This window comes from Lysinibacillus sp. FSL L8-0312 (genome assembly GCF_038003285.1).
In the GTDB taxonomy this organism is placed as follows: domain Bacteria; phylum Bacillota; class Bacilli; order Bacillales_A; family Planococcaceae; genus Lysinibacillus; species Lysinibacillus fusiformis_D.
This window is the reverse complement of the sequence record NZ_JBBOOV010000001.1, coordinates 2,322,551-2,345,204: the sequence shown is the minus strand read 5'-3', so window position 1 is coordinate 2,345,204 and position 22,654 is coordinate 2,322,551. Positions and strand designations below refer to the sequence as shown.

General features: G+C 38.3%; 22 protein-coding genes. 16 read left to right on the top strand and 6 right to left on the bottom strand.

Annotated elements, in window-relative coordinates; all coding sequences use genetic code 11:
* Positions 1-30 precede the first annotated feature (30 nt).
* The 8 genes from MHI22_RS11850 (at position 31) to eno (ending at position 8,177) form a co-directional block, all read left to right on the top strand.
* Positions 31-264 carry a glutaredoxin family protein gene (locus tag MHI22_RS11850; protein ID WP_036125682.1) on the top strand — a complete coding sequence of 78 codons (234 nt, stop codon included), beginning with the start codon at positions 31-33 and terminating at the stop codon, positions 262-264.
* Positions 265-525: 261 nt separating this feature from the next.
* A complete protein-coding gene (locus MHI22_RS11845; RefSeq protein WP_255358808.1) occupies positions 526-648 on the top strand; it encodes a hypothetical protein in 123 nt (40 codons plus the stop codon).
* Between the two features lie 174 nt (positions 649-822).
* The gene (locus tag MHI22_RS11840; RefSeq protein ID WP_340812076.1) at positions 823-1,875 is read left to right on the top strand and encodes a sugar-binding transcriptional regulator; all 1,053 of its coding nucleotides are present in this window, start codon (positions 823-825) and stop codon (positions 1,873-1,875) included.
* Between the two features lie 126 nt (positions 1,876-2,001).
* Positions 2,002-3,018: a type I glyceraldehyde-3-phosphate dehydrogenase gene (gene gap / locus MHI22_RS11835; protein WP_036124048.1), complete on the top strand. Its 1,017-nt coding sequence runs from the start codon at positions 2,002-2,004 to the stop codon at positions 3,016-3,018.
* Positions 3,019-3,374: 356 nt separating this feature from the next.
* Positions 3,375-4,559: a phosphoglycerate kinase gene (locus MHI22_RS11830; protein ID WP_036124045.1), complete on the top strand. Its 1,185-nt coding sequence runs from the start codon at positions 3,375-3,377 to the stop codon at positions 4,557-4,559.
* A 27-nt stretch (positions 4,560-4,586) separates the two neighbouring features.
* Positions 4,587-5,348 (top strand): triose-phosphate isomerase, encoded by a 762-nt coding sequence (gene tpiA, locus MHI22_RS11825; protein WP_340812072.1) that lies wholly within the window; start codon positions 4,587-4,589, stop codon positions 5,346-5,348.
* Positions 5,341-6,882 (top strand): 2,3-bisphosphoglycerate-independent phosphoglycerate mutase, encoded by a 1,542-nt coding sequence (gpmI, locus tag MHI22_RS11820; RefSeq protein WP_340812070.1) that lies wholly within the window; start codon positions 5,341-5,343, stop codon positions 6,880-6,882. Before tpiA ends, gpmI begins: the two co-directional genes overlap by 8 nt.
* A gap of 2 nt (positions 6,883-6,884) precedes the next feature.
* Complete coding sequence (eno, locus tag MHI22_RS11815) at positions 6,885-8,177, top strand: phosphopyruvate hydratase (RefSeq protein ID WP_036124037.1); 1,293 nt, start codon at positions 6,885-6,887, stop codon at positions 8,175-8,177.
* 153 nt (positions 8,178-8,330) lie between these two features.
* Here the strand turns inward: eno and dltD are convergent, their stop codons facing one another.
* From dltD to MHI22_RS11785, 6 genes are all read right to left on the bottom strand, one after another.
* Positions 8,331-9,503 carry a D-alanyl-lipoteichoic acid biosynthesis protein DltD gene (gene dltD, locus MHI22_RS11810; RefSeq protein ID WP_231745059.1) on the bottom strand — a complete coding sequence of 391 codons (1,173 nt, stop codon included), beginning with the start codon at positions 9,501-9,503 and terminating at the stop codon, positions 8,331-8,333.
* Positions 9,503-9,736 (bottom strand): D-alanine--poly(phosphoribitol) ligase subunit 2, encoded by a 234-nt coding sequence (gene dltC / locus MHI22_RS11805; protein ID WP_036121183.1) that lies wholly within the window; start codon positions 9,734-9,736, stop codon positions 9,503-9,505. The genes dltD and dltC overlap by 1 nt, the downstream gene beginning before the upstream one ends.
* Positions 9,737-9,777: 41 nt before the next feature.
* On the bottom strand, positions 9,778-10,941 hold the full coding sequence (gene dltB / locus MHI22_RS11800; RefSeq protein ID WP_036121180.1) for a D-alanyl-lipoteichoic acid biosynthesis protein DltB: 1,164 nt from the start codon (positions 10,939-10,941) through the stop codon (positions 9,778-9,780).
* Positions 10,938-12,413 carry a D-alanine--poly(phosphoribitol) ligase subunit DltA gene (gene dltA, locus MHI22_RS11795; RefSeq protein ID WP_340812066.1) on the bottom strand — a complete coding sequence of 492 codons (1,476 nt, stop codon included), beginning with the start codon at positions 12,411-12,413 and terminating at the stop codon, positions 10,938-10,940. Before dltA ends, dltB begins: the two co-directional genes overlap by 4 nt.
* 17 nt (positions 12,414-12,430) lie before the next feature.
* Positions 12,431-12,568: a teichoic acid D-Ala incorporation-associated protein DltX gene (locus MHI22_RS11790; RefSeq protein ID WP_036121175.1), complete on the bottom strand. Its 138-nt coding sequence runs from the start codon at positions 12,566-12,568 to the stop codon at positions 12,431-12,433.
* 277 nt (positions 12,569-12,845) lie between these two features.
* Positions 12,846-14,492: an alkaline phosphatase gene (locus tag MHI22_RS11785; RefSeq protein WP_036121172.1), complete on the bottom strand. Its 1,647-nt coding sequence runs from the start codon at positions 14,490-14,492 to the stop codon at positions 12,846-12,848.
* Between the two features lie 1,033 nt (positions 14,493-15,525).
* Between MHI22_RS11785 and MHI22_RS11780 the strand changes: the two genes are divergently transcribed.
* From MHI22_RS11780 to MHI22_RS11745, 8 genes are all read left to right on the top strand, one after another.
* Positions 15,526-15,996: a flavin reductase family protein gene (locus MHI22_RS11780; protein ID WP_036121167.1), complete on the top strand. Its 471-nt coding sequence runs from the start codon at positions 15,526-15,528 to the stop codon at positions 15,994-15,996.
* 26 nt (positions 15,997-16,022) lie between these two features.
* Positions 16,023-17,498: a 4-hydroxyphenylacetate 3-hydroxylase family protein gene (locus MHI22_RS11775; RefSeq protein ID WP_036121163.1), complete on the top strand. Its 1,476-nt coding sequence runs from the start codon at positions 16,023-16,025 to the stop codon at positions 17,496-17,498.
* A 22-nt stretch (positions 17,499-17,520) separates the two neighbouring features.
* A complete protein-coding gene (locus tag MHI22_RS11770) occupies positions 17,521-18,276 on the top strand; it encodes an IclR family transcriptional regulator (protein ID WP_340812063.1) in 756 nt (251 codons plus the stop codon).
* A gap of 25 nt (positions 18,277-18,301) precedes the next feature.
* Positions 18,302-18,856: a 3-hydroxyanthranilate 3,4-dioxygenase gene (locus tag MHI22_RS11765; protein ID WP_036121155.1), complete on the top strand. Its 555-nt coding sequence runs from the start codon at positions 18,302-18,304 to the stop codon at positions 18,854-18,856.
* Positions 18,847-19,878, top strand: coding sequence for an amidohydrolase family protein (locus MHI22_RS11760; RefSeq protein ID WP_036121153.1), 1,032 nt, complete (start codon positions 18,847-18,849; stop codon positions 19,876-19,878). The genes MHI22_RS11765 and MHI22_RS11760 overlap by 10 nt, the downstream gene beginning before the upstream one ends.
* Positions 19,853-20,314, top strand: a complete 462-nt coding sequence (locus MHI22_RS11755; RefSeq protein ID WP_089933853.1) for a RidA family protein — start codon at positions 19,853-19,855, stop codon at positions 20,312-20,314. The genes MHI22_RS11760 and MHI22_RS11755 overlap by 26 nt, the downstream gene beginning before the upstream one ends.
* Before the next feature lie 76 nt (positions 20,315-20,390).
* Positions 20,391-21,857 (top strand): aldehyde dehydrogenase, encoded by a 1,467-nt coding sequence (locus MHI22_RS11750; RefSeq protein ID WP_058844375.1) that lies wholly within the window; start codon positions 20,391-20,393, stop codon positions 21,855-21,857.
* Between the two features lie 14 nt (positions 21,858-21,871).
* Positions 21,872-22,651: a 2-keto-4-pentenoate hydratase gene (locus MHI22_RS11745; protein WP_271910888.1), complete on the top strand. Its 780-nt coding sequence runs from the start codon at positions 21,872-21,874 to the stop codon at positions 22,649-22,651.
* The last annotated feature ends 3 nt before the right edge of the window (positions 22,652-22,654 follow it).

Below are 22,654 nucleotides of genomic sequence, written 5' to 3'. Positions count from 1 at the left end.
CGTTTATAATAAGATGAGGAGGTGCTATCGATGATTGTTAAATTTTTTAGTCGAGCAAATTGCCCATTATGTGTGGAAGGCTTGCAGACATTAAAGCTTGTACAGGAGGATCTACCATTCGATATTGATATCGTTGATATCGAACAGGATGATGATATACATGAAAAATATATGCTAATGATTCCGGTAGTCGAAAAGGATGGTGCTGTGATTCAGTATGGCAATCTAGATTATGCTACATTGCTGGAGCAATTAAGTAGTTGATGCACCAGACTAATAAAGAATTAATAACGGTATAAATGACACTATTGTTAGCTGTATTCCACACAATTCACAAATTGTTCAATGAAAGCGTTTTGAATTTGAACAGTTTGTGAAGACCTTCACATTTGACTTCCTTTTCAGAAAAAACGGAGTAGAATAGGTATCAAGTAAGAAGTTGTTATAAAACAGATTATCAGATGTATCACAGAGTTTCGTGATTGTTATATTACAAAAATAAATGATGTGAAGGGAGATTTTACAATGTGGGTTATTACAGTATTTGAGAAAAAGGATGTTCGTATTTTTGAATTTACAAATAAAAGTGAAGCAACAAAAGCTTTAGAAGGATTTAAGAAGAACGCAATTTTATCTTTCACAAAATAAACGCAACAAAGTCTCGTAGCTGTTTTCAAAGCTATGAGGCTTTTTTTTAGCCAAAACTATACATTTACTTGCGCTTTAAAACAATGCATATTATAATAAAACCATAAGTGGGACACAAAATAATGTTGTGGGATAAAAAATAACCCGCATCTATTAATAAGGGAGTAGATAAATATGTTCACTGTTCCAGAGGCACAACAAAGGCTACTTCCTGAATTGTATCCGCTTCTGCAATCAAGATATCGAATTTTACAAGCTGTTCAGCTCTTGCAGCCAATCGGACGACGTACACTTGCCGATTCACTGAAAATGACAGAAAGAGAAATTCGTAAAGAAACTGATATTTTACGCGAGCAAGGGTTATTAGATTCACAAAAGTCGGGTATGGTATGTACAGATGATGGTGAAATAGTTATTGAAAAACTAAGAGCTATCGTTTACGAATGGTCTGGCTTAACTCAGCTTGCGAAAAAGCTGGAACAGCATTTTGGTATTGAGCGTGTAGTTGTAGTTCCTGGTGATTACAATGAAGACGATACGATTTTAACCTTACTTGGCAAAGAAGCGGCACTACAATTTATGTCTTCAGCCTTTGATGGGCAGGTAGTAGCTGTCACAGGTGGAAAATCCGTTGCGTCTCTTGCACAATTTTTACATCCTGGCGATATACAAAAGGATATTACATTTGTTGCTGCACGTGGAGGTATTGGACATGAAATGCAAATGCAAGCCAATACACTTGTTGCAACATTTGCCATGCAGATGGAGACACAGTACCGTACTTTATTTTTACCAGAGCATTTAAGTGAGCAAGCTTATCAAGCCATGTTAACAGAGCCTATGGTTACAGAAATGATGGCATTTTATGATCAAGCAGATTGTGTCATTCATGGAATTGGCTCCGCAGAGGAAATGGCGATTCGTCGTAATTCATCTCCTGAGGATTTACGAATTCTTGAGGAGAAAGGTGCTGTAAGTGAAGCTTTTGGCTATTATTTTAATGCAGAAGGTGAAATTGTCCATCGTATACGCACGATTGGTATTCAACTGGAGCAAGTACAAAATAGTGAGCAAGTTATTGCAGTGGCAGCGGGGAAACAAAAGGTTAATGCTATGCTTTCTTATTTTAAAGTAGCACCCAAGCAAACAATATTTATAACAGATGAAGCAGCTGCAAAAGCCATTGCGGCGAATTTATCTTCTATAGAAAACAACCATCTTAAATGATGGGGTAGTACCAAACTTGTCACTCGATCTCAGAAAGTGGTGAAACACTTTTTGAATGAGCATAAAGCAAATTTAAAGTTTCTATTCATTAGAAACAGACATTACACATTATTGGAGGAATTAACAATGGCATTAAAATTAGCGATTAATGGATTTGGACGTATTGGACGTTTAGTATTTCGTGAGGCAATGAAGCATGATGAATTTGAAGTAGTAGCTGTAAACGACTTAACAGATGCTGGTCAGCTTGCACACTTATTGAAATATGATTCAGTCCACGGTATCTATGATGCTGAAGTCAATGCAGATGAAGATTCTTTCGTAGTAAATGGTCAACGCATAAAAGTTTATGCTGAAAAAGACCCTGCACAGTTACCATGGGGTGAGCTAGGTGTAGACGTAGTTCTTGAATGTACTGGACATTTCCGTTCAATGGAAGAAGTAGGCAAGCATATTGAAGCAGGTGCGAAGAAAGCTATTCTATCTGCACCAGCCAAAGGGGCAATGCCAACATTTGTTATGGGTGTAAACCACGAGGATTATAACCCAGCAACTGATGACGTAATCTCAAATGCTTCTTGTACAACAAACTGTCTAGCACCAGTAGCTAAAGTGCTTGATGAAAAATTTGGCATTGAACGCGGTATGATGACAACAATTCACTCTTACACAAATGACCAACGAATTTTAGACTTCCCACACTCTGACCCACGTCGTGCTCGTGCAGGTGCGGTATCTATGATTCCAACAACAACTGGTGCAGCAGTAGCTGTATCAAAAGTATTACCACAATTAAAAGGTAAGCTAGATGGCTTCTCTATGCGTGTGCCAACACCTAACGTATCATGTGTTGACTTAGTAGTAGAGCTAAAAGCAGACGTAACAAAAGAAACAATTAATGCTGTATTAAAAGAGGCTTCTGAAAATGAATTAAAAGGCATTTTAGATTACAATGAGCTACCATTAGTATCGATTGATTATAACGGTAACCATCATTCTTCTACTGTTGATGGCCTTTCAACAATGGTATTAGAAAACAAAATGGTGAAAGTTCTAGCTTGGTATGATAACGAAATTGGTTACTCTACTCGTTTAATGGATTTAGCTTTATACATTGCTGAACAAGGATTAAACCATAAATAAGTATCATATTTCGACATTTTGAGTAAAAAGTGTGACATATTACTGCTTTTTATGCACAAAAAGTATAGCCTTTATAATATCGAATAGATATAATATACAAGGGTAAAGAGAGTAAGGGATTTTACCCTTGCTCTCTTTTTATACAGGACAAGCAATTGCAAGACATAACACTTAACTTTTGCTACTATAAAAACAAGTATTAGGGTGCATTATCAAAAGTTGGAGATTGAAATTCTTTTAGCTGATGTGCCAAAAAAGTACCAAAGTGCCTTTTCAATTTAGCAAGCATGGTGTCGCGCCAAGATGGGTAAAACACAAGAATGTAAGACTAAAACAGCTTTGAAGGGAGTTTCTTCATGTTAAATAAGAAGACGATGAAAGATATTGATGTAAAGGGTAAACGCGTATTTGTACGTGTAGATTTTAATGTTCCAATGGCAGATGGTGCCATTACAGACGAAACGCGAATTCGTGCAGCTATTCCTACAATTGAGTATTTAGTAGAGCAAGGTGCGAAAGTTATTTTAGCCTCTCACTTAGGTCGTCCAAAGGGTGAAGTAAAAGAAGATATGCGTTTAACAGCAGTTGGTGTTCGCTTAGCACAATTAATGGGCAAGCCTGTTACGAAGCTGGATGAATCTATTGGTCAAGTGGTGGAAGAGGCTGTTGCTAGCATGCATGATGGGGATCTTCTTCTTCTGGAAAATGTGCGTTTCCATGCAGGTGAAGAGAAAAATGATCCAACATTAGCACAGCAATTTGCACAGCTAGCTGATATCTATGTCAATGATGCTTTCGGCGCAGCTCATCGTGCACATGCTTCTACAGAAGGAATTGCTAAGCATATTCCAGCTGTATCTGGTTTCCTTATGCAAAAGGAATTAGATGTACTCGGTAAAGCATTGTCGAACCCAGAGCATCCCTTTACAGCGATTATTGGTGGTGCCAAAGTAAAAGATAAAATTGGTGTTATTGAAAGCCTATTAGAGAAAGTAGATCACTTAATTATCGGTGGTGGTTTATCCTTTACATTCATCAAGGCGCAGGGCTACGATATCGGTAAATCATTGTTAGAAGAAGATAAAATTGAGCTAGCAAAGTCCTTTATTGAAAAGGCAAAAGCAAAAGGCGTGCAATTACATATGCCAGTCGATGCTGTTGTGGCAAATGAATTTTCACAAGATGCTGAAACACAAATCGTTGATGTGGATGCTATTCCAGCTGATTGGATGGGTCTAGATATTGGACCAAAAACAGCTGCAAACTATGCGGAAGTTATTAAAAACTCTAAATTAATCATTTGGAATGGACCAATGGGCGTCTTTGAAATGGATAAATTTGCTAACGGCACAAAAACGGTTGCTGATGCAATGGCAACAACAGCAGGCTATACAGTAATCGGTGGCGGTGATTCAGCAGCTGCTGTTGAAAAATTTGAAGTAGCAGATAAGATGGATCATATTTCTACAGGTGGCGGTGCTTCTCTAGAATTAATGGAAGGTAAAGAACTTCCAGGAATTGTAGCACTAAACGATAAATAAACTAACTAAACAATCGGAGGCAACATGATGCGTAAACCAATTATTGCGGGTAACTGGAAAATGTTTAAAACATTTGAAGAAGCTATTCAGTTTGTAGATGCAGTACAGGATAAACTTCCTACCAATGACAAAGTAGATGCTGTTGTTTGCGCACCAGCTCTTTACCTACCTACACTTGTGCAGGTTGCTAGTGAGTCAGAGTTGGCGATTGGTGCACAAACAATGCACTTTGAAAATGAAGGTGCCTTTACTGGTGAAATTAGCCCAGCCCAGCTAGCAAGTGTAGATGTTGGCTATGTCATTTTAGGGCACTCAGAACGTCGTGAATACTACAATGAAACAGATGAAGCGATTAATAAAAAGGTAGCAGCAGCGCTTGCACATAATATCGTGCCAATTATTTGCTGTGGTGAAACACTAGAGGAACGTGAGGCTGGCACGACAGAGCAAAAGGTGGCTGGACAAATTAAAGCGGCACTTGCTGGTTTTGATGCACAGCAAGTTGAGCATATGGTCATTGCCTATGAACCGATTTGGGCGATTGGTACTGGTAAAACTGCTACAGCAGACGATGCAAATCAAGTATGTGGAGCGATTCGTGCAGTTATCGAAGAGCTATATAATGCTGAAACGGCGAATGCTGTACGCATTCAATATGGCGGCAGTGTGAAGCCTGATAACATTCAGGAGCTTTTAACGAAAGAGCATATTGATGGTGCTTTAGTTGGTGGAGCAAGCTTACAGCCAGAATCTTACTTAACATTATTGGAGGCGGCAGCAAATGCCTAAAAAGCCAGTAGCATTAATTATTTTAGATGGCTTTGCATTTCGAGATGAAACATTTGGGAATGCAGTAGCACAAGCCAACAAGCCAAATTTTGATCGATATTGGAGTCAATATCCTCACGCTACATTAACTGCGGCGGGAGAAGCCGTTGGATTACCTGACGGCCAAATGGGGAATTCTGAGGTAGGGCACTTAAATATCGGTGCTGGACGAATTGTTTATCAAAGCTTAACACGCTTAAATAAATCGATTCGTGAAGGGGATTTCTTTACGAATCAAGCGTTTTTAGATGCAGTAGCATATGTAAAAGCTCATCACTCCAAGCTCCATGTTATGGGATTATTATCAGATGGTGGTGTTCATAGTCATTATGAGCATATGTTTGCGCTATTAAAGCTAGCTAAACAGCAAGGATTAGATGAAGTTTATGTACATGGTTTCTTAGATGGACGTGATGTTGGTCCAACAACGGCATTAGACTATATCGAAGAAACAGAAAAACAAATGGCTGAAATGGGTATTGGTCAGTTTGCTTCGATTCACGGACGTTATTATGCAATGGATCGGGATAAGCGCTGGGATCGTGTCGCCCTCACATACAATGTACTTGTTGATGGTGTTGGTCAAACAGCAGAAAGTGCAAAAAGTGGTGTAGCAGCATCCTATGAGCGTGAAGTAACCGATGAATTTGTGATTCCCTTCAGCATTCAAGAGCATGGTGAGCCAGTAGCAACAATTAGCGATCATGATGCAGTGATTTTCTTTAACTTCCGTCCTGATCGTGCTATTCAGCTATCCACAGTGTTCACAAATGAAGAATTTGATGGTTTTGCTGTATCTGCAAAGCATCCAAAGAATTTAAAATTTGTATCCTTCACACACTATAGTGATAACGTCAATGCACAAGTTGCTTATGAAAATGACAACTTAAAAAATACGATTGGTGAAGTACTAGCAACGAATGGGAAAACACAGTTACGCATTGCTGAAACTGAAAAATACCCACATGTTACATTCTTTATGAGTGGTGGACGTGAGGAAAAATTCCCAGGTGAAGAACGTATTTTAATTGCCTCTCCAAAAGTGGCAACATATGATTTAAAACCTGAAATGTCTGCCTATGAGGTAACAGAAGCCTTGCTTGCAGAAATTGCTGCTGAGAAATTTGATGGCATTATTCTCAACTTTGCCAACCCTGATATGGTGGGTCATAGTGGAATGCTTGAGCCAACGATTAAAGCGATTGAAGCGGTAGATGAATGTTTAGGCAAAGTAGTAGATGCTCTTCTTGCAAAAGGAGGCGCAGCTATTATTACAGCTGACCATGGTAATTCTGATGAAGTATTGACTTTAGCAGGTGAGCCTATGACAGCTCATACAACAAATCCTGTTCCAGTAATTGTGACAAAAGCAAATATAATGTTAAGAAATGGTGGTATTTTAGCCGATTTAGCACCAACCATGTTAGAATTATTAAAGGTGTCACAGCCTACTGAAATGACAGGACAATCATTAATTGAAAAAGAGGAGAATTAATTATGCCATTTATTACACAAGTTTATGCGCGCGAAGTTTTAGATTCACGTGGGAACCCAACAGTAGAGGTTGAAGTATTTACAGAATCAGGCGCATTTGGACGCGCAATCGTACCATCAGGTGCATCAACAGGTGAATACGAAGCGGTGGAATTACGCGATGGTGACAAATCTCGTTACCTAGGCAAAGGTGTATTAAAAGCAGTTGAAAATGTAAACACAATTATTGCGCAAGAATTAGAGGGTAACTATTCAGTTCTTGACCAAGTTGTCATCGACAAAGCTTTAATCGAGCTAGATGGCACAGAAAACAAAGGCAAGCTAGGTGCCAACGCAATTCTAGGTGTATCGATGGCAGTTGCACATGCTGCGGCAGATTATTTAGATGTACCTCTTTATCAATATCTTGGTGGGTTTAATTCTAAACAATTACCAGTACCAATGATGAACATTTTAAATGGTGGAGCTCACGCAGATAACAATGTAGACATTCAAGAATTCATGGTTATGCCTGTTGGGGCTGAATCTTTCCGTCATGCATTACGCATTGGCGCTGAGATTTTCCATAGCCTAAAAGCGGTTCTAAAAGCAAAAGGCTACAACACGGCAGTAGGTGATGAGGGTGGTTTCGCACCAAACCTTGGCTCTAACGAAGAAGCGATTACAGTTATCTTAGAAGCGATTGAAAAAGCAGGCTACAAACCAGGTGAAGAAGTTCGACTTGCTATGGACGTAGCATCATCTGAACTATTCAACAAAGAAGATGGCAAATATCACTTAGATGGTGAAGGTGTTGTGAAAACTTCTGAAGAAATGGTTGATTGGTACGAAGAGTTAACAAACAAATACCCAATCATTTCAATTGAAGATGGCTTAGACGAAAACGACTGGGCTGGCCACAAGCTATTAACAGATCGCATCGGTAGTCGTGTGCAATTAGTAGGTGATGACCTATTTGTAACAAATACGAAAAAATTATCGGCTGGTATTGAGCAAGGCGTAGGAAATGCAATCCTAATCAAAGTAAACCAAATCGGTACATTAACTGAAACATTTGAAGCAATCGAAATGGCGAAACGTGCTGGTTACACAGCTGTTATCTCTCACCGTTCTGGTGAATCAGAAGATGCAACAATTGCAGATATCGCCGTTGCTACAAATGCTGGTCAAATTAAAACAGGTGCTCCTTCACGTACAGACCGTGTAGCAAAATATAACCAACTTCTTCGCATTGAAGATCAACTTGGTTCAACAGCAGAGTTCCTTGGATTACAATCTTTCTACAACCTTAAATAATAGACAAAAAATGCCTCAAAGTTTATTGATACTTTGGGGCATTTCTTTTTGTGCCTATTGAAGTGGAAATCAACGGCTTTACTTTATGTCATTATAAAAGAAAAAAACTGTAGACAAACTCTCAATTTTTTTGAGTTTGTCTACAGTTCCTTTTTATGGCTGTGCCCAATGTTGGTCTAGTTCTTGATCGAGATAGACCCAGCCCTTCCAGGCAATATGAATCGTATCCATTATAAAATAAGGGTCATATTCATGGTCTGTAAAATCAACGTAGTCAACATTGGCAGCCTTTAATACTTGCTGCATCTTATCATAGTACTGCTGACGACGTTCCTCTGGATAGCCATTATAATCATACCAGTAGCCATTAACCGGAATGGATACGAATAATGGCTTGGCACCAGCATCTTTTAACACATCCATGACCAATTGAAAATCTTTATATTCCGGAGACTTCGTGTAATCCTCTTTCTTTCGCATTCCTTTAAACTTTGAAAAATTAGCATTAACAAGTCGCTGGTAAGCGCGATTTTCAATCATGTAGTCATTGGAAACCCGTTTCTTTCCGTACGCCTCAGCATGCTGTAATTGCTGTTCAAAGCTTTGATTAGCAATGAGCTTGTCATTGCTTTTTAAGTGATGACCTTTACGTGGGAAAAGGGAATAATATAAATCCTTCTTTTCTAGCAATTCCTTATGGAAGCGCCCTGCCACCATCGCCAAACGTCCCGTAATCGGCTTTTCCTTACCGTTTGACATTTGATATTGATACATTGTTTTTAAGAGACGATCCCGCTCAACGGTATCAAATTCTAGCAGTCGTTCCATGGCGCGTTTACGAAGGTCGGCATCCATCTCTTGATTAAAAGCTAAATCATAGGCATGTAACATCGAATAATTCGGTGAAAAGTGAAATTCACCCATGCCCTTTTCTGTAAACCATTGTGGGGAGATGATGAAAACTAATTTTTTATCCTTTAAATTTCCCTCTTGAGCAGCAAAATTTAAAAAATGAGTAATGGACTGCATTCCCCCACGCCCAATCATAAATGTTGAATACGGCGCTTCAGATGCTCGCGCATAATTATAGGGATGGAAAGGGTCAAAACGATTTAATTCAGAGGAGCCATACAAAGGCATGGAATGAGGCTCCTGTAACATGCGTTCCTGTAAATACGTACCTTGAAAGACAAGTGGAGACATGTTTGTTTTGGCTTGCTCCACATCCTCATCGGAAATCCACGCCTTGATCCATGCATTCGGAAAGAAGACAAAGCCAGTAAAAAGAGCAAAGGCGATAAATAGAGAGAGAAAGCCTTTCTTCATCATTGTCTTTCAGCTAATTTCCCTACAATTCGATTCGGTGTATTCCATTCTTCACGATTAAAATCAGTTATAGGTACAGAAATATTAAAGCGGTTTTCAATTTCTACTAATAAATTAATTGTCCCAAACGAATCTAGCAAACCTTCTTCAAATAAATCAATATCTGGGTTCTCTACAATAATTTCATCTTCACATAACTCGACTAGCATTTCTAAAACTTGTTGTTGATCCATTAATAATTCTCCTTTATTGAACAGGCTCTTTCAGCCCTTGGTTAAAATAATTTGCCAGAAAAAATATAGAAGCCAAAGCATACGGCATTAAACGTAATGAAGACGCCAATAGCATGGGTCCACTTATTTTTAGGCCAGCGCTTATGCTTTTTATTCCAGCGTTCAAACTTATCAAAGCTAATAATTAATAGGGCATGATAGAGTCCGTAGACCACAAAGTGCCATTCTAGGCCATGCCAAATACCCATTAAAAAGAATAGTAAAAAGAAGCCTATATACGAAATAGCGAATTTATTTTTCAGCCACTTTTTCTTCGTCATCCAAAGCACAAAGCGCATATAGACGTAATCTCTAAACCAAAAGGAAAGACTCATATGCCAACGGTTCCAAAAGTCTTTAATATTGCGACTTGCGAATGGACGATTAAAGTTAATAGGCGTTTGTATGCCCATTATTCGGCTCACACCAACAGCAAATGCACTATAGCCAGCAAAATCAAAGAATAAGTAAAAGCTATACATATACATATACGCTAATTGCCCCTGGAAAGGTGTCAAATAGTTATACGTATGATTTGGCAAATAAATGAGGGTGTAGTTGTAAATTAAATACGCCAAAATAAATTTATATAAAAAGCCGACAAAGATATAGTTGAGCCCACTTAACAGCAGCTTTTGATAATCCTCCGAGGAAGGTACAGTATGAAAATCCTTTGTAAAACGTCGCCAGCGATCAATCGGCCCTGATGATACTGTAGGGAAGAATAGTAAGAAATACGCTAGCTCTATGACAGGAATTTTCTCTTTCATTAAGCCGTCACGGGTTTCTAAAATCATTTGCACTGCTTTAAATGTAATGTAGGACACACCAAGGAAGCCAAATAAATGATGTAATCCAAGAATCGGTAGTACCTTCACAAGGACAAGTGGTAATATCGACAAGAGTACAGCTATTATAAAGATTGTTCCACTATTTTGCTGAAGGCGGTAACGCTGATAAGCCACAATAAGGACTATCTGAAAGACCGTAAATAGAATGAGCGAAATGGACCCATTCAATGAATGTCCAAAGATAAGAGCTAAGACAATCAATGACACAAATAGATTATAGTATTTAGAAGATTTGCCTTGTAAACCCAATAGGATTGTTGGTAGTAATAAAAGTCCGATGATCACAAAGAATGCTATATTTCCATAAGGCGTCATACTATTTCCATAACCGCCAATCCTTTACGATCAACCTTACCGTTCGGATTTAATGGTAAAGCGTCCATATATTTAAACGTTTTTGGTACCATATAAGCAGGCAAATACTCTGATAGAAGTGTTTTTAACTGCTTTGTCATTTTGAAGGGAGAGTCTGTTAATGGCTCACGCAAAACAACATGTGCACTAAGCGAGATGATCTCCTTTTCTTTATAAATTGGTACAACGACACAGCTTGAAACGGGTGGTAGGTTGCTAATTTGTTTTTCAATTTCCTCAATTTCCAAACGATAACCATGTAGTTTAACCTGGAAATCCTTGCGCCCAGAAAAGAATAAATAACCATCCTGCTCATAGCCTAAATCGCCTGTTAAATAGATGCGTTGTTCAGCTACTGTTGGAAAAACCTTCGCTGTTAAATCAGGCGCTCCCAAGTACCCTGCACTGACAGTTGGGCCTGAAATAACAATTTCACCATCTTCTAATAAAGCGACGTTCGGCTCCGTTATAGGGGCAATCGGTAATTGTTCAAAGCGTTCCACTAATGCTTTGGACACCTCTACATAGGATACCGCGACCGTTGTTTCCGTAGGACCGTATAAATTATAAATGGTAGCCTGTGGAAAGCGTGACATTAACTCTTTACATACCGCTATTGGTAAAACCTCGCCGCAAAATAAAAAAGTATCTAATGTCGGTATGAGCTGCTGGTTCCACTCTTTGTTCATTAAACACATCTTGGCGAAGGAAGGTGTAGAAGTCCAAACACGAGTATTCGACGTAACTAAAGAATCAAATAATGCTTTAGGATTGGCGATTTCTTGCTGTGTAATCGCGTAAAGTGTGTGACCTCCAACAAGAGCCGGGTACAGATCCATGACAGATAAATCAAAGGAATAAGGCGCTTGATTTAAAAATACACCGTCGTCCTGTAAAGGGAAGTTTTCGTGCATCCAAGAGACAAAATGTGCTAAATTACTAGCTGTTATTTGGACACCTTTTGGTTGACCAGTTGAACCAGAAGTGTAAATAATATAATGGATTTCCTCGTTTTGCACCCATGTCGCTGATGATAGGGTAACATCCTTTGAGGAACTCGCTAAGACATCACTCACCGCCATAACAGGGATATTCGTGAGCATGTGTAATGGCTCTGTTGTCAATAATAAACCTGCTCCAGATGCTTCTAAAATAAGCTGTAATCTTTCTATTGGCGTTGAAGAGTCAACAGGTACGTATGAGTGACCAGCTTTTACAGCACCTAAAAAGGCGACAATTTGTAGAGGGGACATATGTCCATAAACGACAATAGGTTGTTGTCTCCGCAAGTTAAGCTTCATCAGATAATCAGCTACATTATCCGATAAGTGCCAAAGCTCACCGTATGTTAAGGAAGCATGGTGCGTTTGATAAGCAGTTTTTTGTGGCTGCTGGAGGGCCACGCGTTCAATAGCTGCTAAAATACTTAACATTATAAAATCTCCTTTATTTAAAATTCCGTATATATAAATGGTCCAGCGTTCATATCATGGAAACCATGTATAAGAAACAGCAGTACCAAAACGATCAAATAAAATAGCGTCAAGGCAATAAAGCGCAAAGGCTCGTTATTTTTGATGGATTGCATTTGTCCACCTCCAATGAAAAAAGTATAGGATTAAATTTTCAAAAAATAGTAATTTACTAGTGAAAAATCCTTACCTTATGTTTTTAACACTGATTTGACGGAATGTGGAGAAAAATGTTGCTGAATTAAGGTGAATTCAGTAAATCATAAGATTAATTTAAGGTAAATTTAAGGTTATGGGGGAAAGTGTAGATTTTACAAACTATTGGTTGGTCTTTTTATGTAAAAAAGCACGAACATAAGGGAATAATCTCAACTTATGTTCGCGCTATTGTTTTTATTTCACGGCATTCAAAACTTTTTTTGATACATAAAATTCAGAGCCATTATAGATATTTATTGTGTCAAATGTATGGGTCTTTACAGTGTTTGTTGAAGTTTGCTCATACAGCATTGTGTTTTTATTGACTGGGATTTTCACCATCACATCTGCCTTTTGTGCAATAAATGTTGGGTTTTCTTTATCGGATAAGTCAATTTTTGTTGTAAAGCCTTTTTCCGTAAATGCCTTTGTTGCTGGCACATATAAATCATTTGTAAGTGTATTTAAGTCAAAGCCCATGAATTGCGCCATTGTATGAGCTAAATCAGTGTTTTCTACTAGCCCTGTCAGCTTAGATGGACCGAATGAATATAAAAACACATCCTCACCGGTATGACCACCTGTCGTATAGCCAATGTTCGCACGATTTGCCAGCATTTTGACCATTTCACTGCCTAAGTCTTTAGAAAGTTTTAGTTTAGTCAATTCAGTCTTTGTTAATTGATCTAAGCCATAAAGGGCAGCCACTTCTTTTAAATTAGAACGGTCTTCTTTTAATTGACTTAATGCTCCCTCAACGGTCATGGACGCTTTTTTCAACGGATCAATGTAAGCAGAGACTGGAATACTGGAGTAGGTATTAGTCGTGTTGGCATTCCCCATCGTAATCCCGCTATTTCCATGATCTGTTACGGCAATAACTAATGTATTGCCATCTTCCTTCGCAAAATTAACCGCTTCTTTTACAGCATCATCAAACGATAAAATATCGCTAATGATACCGATTGTATCGTTGGCATGTGCTGCCCAGTCGACCTTGCTACCTTCAACAAAGAGGAAGAAGCCGTCCTCATCCTTTTTTAGCGTATTGATTGCCTTGTTTGTCATTTCAGCAAGCGTAGGCTCGGATGCTCTTGTTTTAGCGCGATCTAAATCATAGGCAAGTGCACTTGGTGCAAAGCTTCCCCAAATTTTTGAAGACTGACTTTTGAATAGTTCATCACGTGTTTGAACTAAATCATAATTTTTTTCTTTCAGAACCTGGATTAAATCCTCGCCATCTTGACGGGCATTTTTTGTAGTTCCTGGTGACAGCGACTCTAAGCCACCACCTAAAACGACGTCAATATTTTGGTAAACTTGCTGTTCAGCAATATCACCATATTGACTTCTATTGTTAACATGCGCTGAAAAACCAGCTGGCGTTGCATGTTGAATTTCAGAAGTAGAAATCAGTCCAGTCGCCTTGCCCTTTTGTTTAGCTCCTTCTAGCACATTGGCTACAGGTCGGAAGGCATCTTGTTGAGCAATTTGTGCTAAACCAGGGGAATTAATCACGGATGGTAAAACGCCTACATATTTATCATTCGATTTATGACCAGTTGCTAAAGCCGTAGCAGCAGGCGCAGAATCTGTAATGGCTGATTCAGCAGAATACGTGCGCATAGCACCAGATAAAATCTCATCCATTGCTAAGCCCTCACCCTTATACCAACGAGAAAGGGTAACCGCATTATTACTGCTCCCATCCATTACAAGCATAATGACATTTGTCGGTTTCTTTACTTCGGCTGCTTCTACCTCTTGTTGTGGGATACTAACTGCGGATAACGTTACAGCACTTGCTAAAAACAATGAAGTCCATTTTTTTGCGTATTTCATGATTTTCCTCCTTTAAATGATTTCAATTGTAAGTGTAAAGGAAGGGTGTAAAGCTACTGTTAAATATTTGTTAATAAAATATGGTAATACTGTAAATGAAGAGATAAGAATGGAAGGAATCTGTGCGTTTATCACATGGATTCGATTGAGGCAGTATAAACTTTGGTGATGCTGTGAGCCGTCTAATTTAAGAACTTCATCCTCGATTAATACTTCTTCAACCGTTTAAATTTCAATTTTTGTTAAATAGCCAGCATTGTCATAGTCACTACAATAAATGGAGTCTTTGCATAAGTATAGTTGGCACTAGTCGCAGCAAAATAAATATCAGTAGTCCATAAATGACTTAACTTAGTTTTTCATCACAAACTAAAAAATATTCGTAGGAAACTGCAGAGGGTAGGGCTAAATGAAGATGATACCAATGACCATCAACACTAACTTGCCAAATACACTTAACTTCTGCGCATTTAAAATCATTTGGTTCAACAGTGGGTTTGCTTAGTTTGAAAGCCATAGCTAATGATGCCGCCAATAGGTAATTTTCATTGCCGATTAGTTCACTAAATATATGTTGCCTCAGAAGTATGTAAAAATGCTTTGGAGGCAACTTTTTATTACCGTGTATAGTACAAGTTCTATTAAATGGCAAGTCGTCACCATGCCATAGTTCAATTATTAATAAACAATGGCATGAAGCAATCTATATAGATTTTTCCCTTTTTAGCTTATAAACAGGCGATAAATAGAAAAAATTAGATTTTTCAGTTAATTCCAGTGTGAATCGATAAAAATATTGATATAGTTTTAGATAAAGAGAGTTCAAACGAAGAATAACATATTAAACTAGCAGATTATCAAATCTAACAAGAATATCATTTTGTTGAAATAGATAAAAATGATTTTTTATAGAAAAAATAGGTTTAAAGTAGAAAAATAATTTTATTTGATTTCACTATTTGAAATATAATGCATTTCAAGGGGAAGAGAAGTTGTTATGATACTGATAATAAATTAAAGGGGGGTGCTATAAATGGATACAAAATTACTTAGACAAACATTTGGAAAATTTCCTACAGGTGTGACGGTCGTTACTTGGTTTGATGGTGTGGGGATTAATGGGATTACAGTGAACTCATTTACTTCAGTTTCGTTAGAGCCTGCTCTAGCACTAGTATCTATTGATAAAAAAGCAAATGCATTATCTCAAATGAAAAACAATGCATTTACAATTAATATTTTATCAGATCAACAGGAGTCTATAGCATGGCAGTTTGCAGGACGTAAACAAGAGGGGCTTGAAATTACATGGATTAAAGATGGTATAGCTCCAAAAATTGAAGATGTTTGTGCTTTTATCGAATGTAAGCCATGGAAAGAAGTGGATGCAGGAGACCATGTTTTATTTATAGGAGAAATCCTTAATTTTGGACGCACTAATAGTGAAGCGCTTACATTTTTTGAAGGCAAGATGGGCTCGACAAAACAGTTCATACAACAATAGTTATTTAGTAGAGGGGATTATTAATTATGGGAATTAGAACAGGGCAACAATTTATGGATGCATTAAAGTCAAGAAACCCGGAAGTATGGCTAAATGGTCGTTTAGTAGAGAGTGTTTACGATGAACCCTATTTTCAACAACCAATTAAAGAAATCGCAAAGTTATATGATTTACAACATGATCCAAAATATCAAGAAGATTTAACGCATGTATGTGATGAAACAGGGGAGCGTGTAGCCACTTCATTCCTTTTTGCAAAATCCTACGAAGATATTATGAAACGTAGTAAAGCTTTTGAAGTAGTAGCTCGCCAAACTTTTGGCTTGATGGGGAGAACACCAGATTTTTTAAATACAGTGGTAACTTCTTTAGCACAAAATTCTTGGTTCTTGGCGAAATACAACCAAGATTGGGCTAAGAATATTGAAGCTTATTATCGCTATATACGAGATAATGATGTGTTCTTAACTCATGCCATTGTGAATCCACAAAATGACCGAAGTAAAGCATCACATGAACAGACAGATAAGTTTACGCACTTAGGTGTAGTAGAAGAACGTCCAGATGGATTAGTTGTCCGCGGAGCAAAAATGCTAGCAACATTAGCGGCGTTTACGGATGAAGTCATTATCTATTCATACCCAGGATTTGTACCAGGAGACGAGCGTTATGCATTAGCTTTTGCTGTACCGATTGATGTGAAAGGATTAAAAATTATTTGTCGTGAACCCGTTCAAGATGGTACACGTTCAACATTCGATCATCCACTGGCTTCTCGCTATGAGGAAATGGATGCACTACTTATTTTTGAAGATGTATTAGTACCATGGGATCGTGTGTTTTTATATAACAACGTTGAGGCTGCGAACTTGCTGTATCCAATGACAGGTATTGCTGAACAGCCCGCACATCAGTCAGGGGTTAGAGGATACATTAAACTGGCATTTGCTGTAGAGGTAGCTTGTAAGGTTGCTGATTCGATTGGTGTAGATCAATATTTAAATGTGCAACGTGATCTCGGCGAATTAGTGCAATATGTAGAAGTCATTCGTGCATTGATTCGAACAGCGGAGCATGAATTTACGGTAACAGAGCATGGTGAAGCGCGATTAAATCCAGATGCTTTAGAGACCATTCGCGGCATGATGCCAGAAATATATCCGAGAGCCATTGAAGTCATGCAAACAATTGGGGCAGGCGGTTTACTAATGATGCCAACTGAAGCTGATTTCTTAAATCCAGAGCTTCGCCCAAGCATTGATCGTCATTATGGTGGACGAGAAGGTGTAGATGCAGAACTAAGAATGAAAATCTTTAAGCTAGCCTGGGATTTATGTGGTGAAGGGTTTGGTATGAGAGCGCTTCAATACGAACGCTATTATACAGGAGATCCAATACGGAAACGTGCTATTTACTACAATAAATTTAAGAAACGGTACTCCTTTGATTTAGTTGAATCCATTCTTGCGAAAGAAGATGTAGGCGAGAAACAAACAGTATAAATTGAACTTGGAGGTGAAGCATTTGATTTCATCGGTAAAAAAAATCTCACGCATTATCGATTTATTTTTGGATGGCGAACCATCTTTAAGTAATAAAGAAATCGCAGATAAGCTAAATTTACCTCCGAGTTCAGTCCATCATTTCTTAAAAACAATGTGTCAAGAAAGTATTCTCTTGCAAGGCAGTGATAAGCGTTACCGATTAGGCTGGAAAATTCTTGAGTGGAGTAACAAAGTTATGTATTACCAAGAAATTAATTTTGAAGCAGGCCCTATAATAAGTAATTTGGTTGCGCGTTTTAAAGGTACTTCACATATTGGGATGTTTGATAATGGGGAAGTTCGATTTGTATACAAGGCTATGTCTCCACATGCGGATATAGTACCAACATTTGTCGGTATGACTCGTTATCCTGCTTATTCAACAAGCATTGGGAAAGTATTATTAACGTATAATCCAGCATTTATGTTGCCGATGTTGGAAAAAGGCATGTTTAAGCAAACTGCCAATACTATCACCTCTGTAGAGGATTTGAAAAAGGAGCTTGAAGTAGTTTATAAAAACGGCTATGCCATTAGCGATCAGGAAAATGCGTCCAATACTTATGGGGTTGCAGCACCTATTAAAACCTATAATGGTCAAGTTGTAGCGGCCCTTAACTTAGTAGGTGAAAAAAATTATATGAACGGTAAGGATAAACAGGCAATTGTTCGTGAGGTAATTCGTTCAGCAGAACTAATTTCGAGACAACTAGGCTATATGACAATAAATTATTAAATTTAAAATTAGGAGGAATTCAATTATGTCCAATTCAACGCAAGTAAGTAAATTACAAGCCCGTTCTCAAAACATTTTTAAAATCATTGAGGAGAACAAGCATTTACTAAAACCGCCAGTGAATAATAAAGTGCTATGGGAAGACTCTGAGTTTTTAATTATGTTGCTTGGTGGTCCAAATGCTCGTCGTGAATTCCATGTTGACCCATCAGATGAACTATTCTATCAAATTAAAGGTTCTTGTTTTGTAGAGGTTATTAATGATGAAGGTAAACGTGAAGTAATTGAAGTGAAGGAAGGCGAAATGTTTATGCTACCAGCAAACGTCCCTCATTCACCACACCGCGTTGCAGACACATATGGAATTGTCGTGGAGAGAAAACGTAAAGAAGGCGAGTTAGAGGATTTAGTATGGCTATGCAGTGAATGTGACCATGAATTGTATCGTCTACGCGTACAAGTAACAAACATTGGGAAACAAATTTCAGATGGTATTGATTACTTCAACGCTTCTAAAGATTTACGTCAATGTGATAGTTGTGGACATGTAATGCCTGAGACTGTAAGTGAATGGCAATGAGAATCGATTTTCATACACATATTTATCCGAGAGATTTACCGAATTTTGCTAGTAAGTATGATAATGATAAGTGGCCTGTCTTAGAGCAAAAATGTTCTTGTGGAGCGGATATTATGGTAAGTGGTGAAGTATTTAGGGAAGTGACCAATCAAGTGTGGGACACAAAAAAACGCATTGAGGATATGGATCATGAGGGTGTAGATATGCAGGTTATTTCACCCGTACCTGTCACATTTTCTTATTGGGCACCTATTGAACAAGCGGTAGAGCTTGCACAATTCCAAAATAACTTTATTGCAGATGTTGTTAAAGCACATCCAGATCGTTTTATCGGCCTAGGAACTGTACCGTTGCAAGATGCAAAAGCGGCTGTTGTGGAGTTAAAACGGTGCAAAGAAATAGGTCTAGCCGGAATTGAAATTGGCACTAATATCAATGGAGAAAATTTGGACAGCGAGTATTTACTGCCATTTTTTGAAGCGGCAGAACAATATGAAATGCCGCTCTTTATTCATCCTTGGGAAACCTTAGCACAAGAGAGAACACCAAGACATAACTTTTTATATACAATTGGCATGCCGAGTGAAACAGCTTTAGCGGCAGCGAGCTTGGTGTGGAGTGGTGTAATGGAAAAGTGTCCGAATTTAAAGGTTTGTTTTGCCCATGGTGGCGGATCATTCCCTTATATTCTTCCACGTCTAGACCAAGGTTGGGATGTTTGGCCAAGCCTTAGACGTACAAAATATCCTCCAAGCCACTACACGAAAAATTTTTACTTTGATTCATTAGTATATGAATCACAAAATCTACATTACTTAATTGAACGTTTTGGCCATGAGAAAATTATGATGGGATCAGACTATCCATTTTTACTAAGAGAAATTAACCCTGGAAAAATCATAGATGAAACCTTGGACTTATCAGAAGAAGTACGTAAAGCCATTCTAGGTGAAAACGCTATGTCATTTTTAAATGTAGAAAGGAGCAGGGTTCTAAATGGTAAATCAAGTGAAAACGCCTGAAGAACGCTTGCAAGAGCTTGGAATAGAACTTGCTGAGCCAAGGGAAGCAGTTGGAAATTACGTTGGTTGTGTACGAACAGGTAATTTAATTTTTACATCAGGTCAAGGTATCGATCAGTATCATGGCAAATTAGGTGAAGATTTAACAGTAAATGATGGCTATGCAGCTTGTCGCCAATCGATGATTAACCTGTTATCTGTATTGAAATCTGAATTAGGTGATTTATCGAAGGTGAAGCGTATTGTAAAAATTTTGGGGATGGTCAATTCTACGCCTGATTTTACACAACAGCCAAAAGTTATGAATGGTGCATCAGATTTACTAGTGGATGTTTTTGGAGAACGAGGCAAACATGCCCGTTCAGCAGTTGGGATGGCCCAACTTCCTAATAATACAGCCATTGAAATAGAAATGGTTGTGGAAATTTCAGAATAATCAAAAAGCGACTTTGAGAAAAAGGTAAAACACTCTTTTTCTTAAAGTCGCTCCATAATTGAGGGAGTGAAAAGTGATGCAACATGCAACGTTTAAAACGAAAAGTATTAATTGTCGTAATTTCATAAACGGTGAATTCATTGACGCTATAGATGGGAAAGTGTTTGAAAATATAAATCCTGCTACAGAAGAAGTCATTGGATGGGTAGCAGAAGCGACTAGGGAAGAAGTCGATGCAGCAGTACAATCTGCAAAAGCTGCTTTGAAAGGACCGTGGGGAAAATTCACTGTCAAAGAGCGCTCTCTACTGTTACGACGTATTGGCGACCTCATTTTAGAAAATGTTGAAGAACTTGCTGCTTTAGAAACGATAGATACAGGCAAACCGTATCATTTAGCGATAGAAATGGATATTAAACGTGCAGCACATAATTTCCACTTCTTTGCGGATTACGTTACTTCACTTGGCAATGAATCTTATAACCAAGACAATATGGCACTTCATTATTCAGTGACACGACCAGTAGGTGTCGTGGCTATGATTAATCCTTGGAATTTACCATTACTACTTTTAACTTGGAAATTAGCCCCTTGCTTAGCAGCAGGTAGTACTGCTGTCATGAAACCGGCGGAGCTTACACCAATGACAGCTACTCGCTTGGTTGAATTATGTCAAGAAGCGGGGATACCAGATGGTGTTGTAAATTTAGTTCACGGTTTTGGTGGGAATTCAGCAGGTGCTTTTCTATCAGAACACCCTGATGTAGATGCTATTACATTTACAGGGGAAACTAAAACAGGCACTACTATTATGAAGGCTGCTGCCCCTACATTGAAAAAAGTTTCATTTGAATTAGGGGGCAAAAATCCTACTATTATTTTTAAAGATTCGGACCTAGATGAAGTTCTTGCAACAACGTTAAAATCAAGCTTTACAAACCAAGGGCAAGTGTGTCTCTGTGGTTCTCGTATATATGTAGAACGTGATATTTATAAAGAATTTGTGGAGAAATTTGTAGCTCGTACAAAAGAATTAAAAATTGGAGATCCATTTGATGCAACGACAGATATCGGCTCTGTCGTAGGGAAAGAGCATTATGAAAAAGTAATGGGTTACATTCAAATTGCCAGAGAAGAGGGTGGCAATATTCTTACAGGCGGTGGTCGCCCAGCTACTATCGATAAAGGCTACTATATTGAGCCAACAATTATTACCGATTTAACGGATCAGGACCGTTGTGTACGCGAAGAAATTTTTGGCCCAGTTGTTACAGTATTACCTTTTGATACAGAAGACGACGTGATTTCCCGTGCAAATGATACAAATTACGGCTTAGGTGCAACTATTTGGACAAATGATTTAAGACGTGCACATCGTGTTGCAGGTCAAATTGAGTCAGGCATCGTTTGGGTAAATACATGGTATTTAAGAGATCTTCGAACACCATTTGGTGGGATGAAACATAGCGGAATCGGGCGTGAAGGTGGCGCACACAGCTTTGAATTCTACTGCGAGGTCTCAAACGTAACAATTAAATTATAACTTGGGGGGAAAGCATGGTAGTGAATCTAATTGAATGGTCTAACAAATTATTAGAAGCAGAAAGAACACGCATTGGCATTGAGCCGATTACTCAATCAGCTAAAGATATTTCATTGAAAGATGCTTACTCCATTCAACTTGAAATCGTTAATAGGAAGTTACTGAACGGCCATAAAATTACAGGTAAAAAAATTGGTTTGACATCTTTAGCAATGCAAAATCTATTAAACGTGGATGAACCAGATTATGGGCATCTTTTATCGAATATGGAAATTACAGAAGGAAAAACAGAGCGATCAAGTTATTTAAAGCCGAAAGTCGAAGGCGAAATTGCGTTTGTACTGAAGTCTCCTTTAAAGGGACCTAATGTCACTGTTAAGGAGGTACTTGAAGCAACAGATTATATTGTAGCTAGTCTTGAAATCGTAGATAGTCGCATTGCCAATTGGCAAATAAAATTGCTCGATACCATTGCAGATAATGCTTCCTCTGCAAAATACGTACTAGGTCAAGTGAAACGTGAGGTCTTCAATGTTGACTTACCAGCAATCGAAATGCAGCTTTATAAAAATGGAGCGTTTATGAATGAAGGAAAGGGAGAAGATGTTTTAGGCAATCCAGCAAGTTGTGTCGCTTGGCTTGTAAACCGTCTAGCAGATTTCGATATTGGTGTTGAAGCAGGAGAAGTTATATTATCAGGTGCTTTATCGGCAGCATTGGATGCTGAACAAGGTGATAAGTTCACAGCCGACTTCGGTGAACTATTAGGTACAGTCGAACTAGAGTTTGTGTAAAGG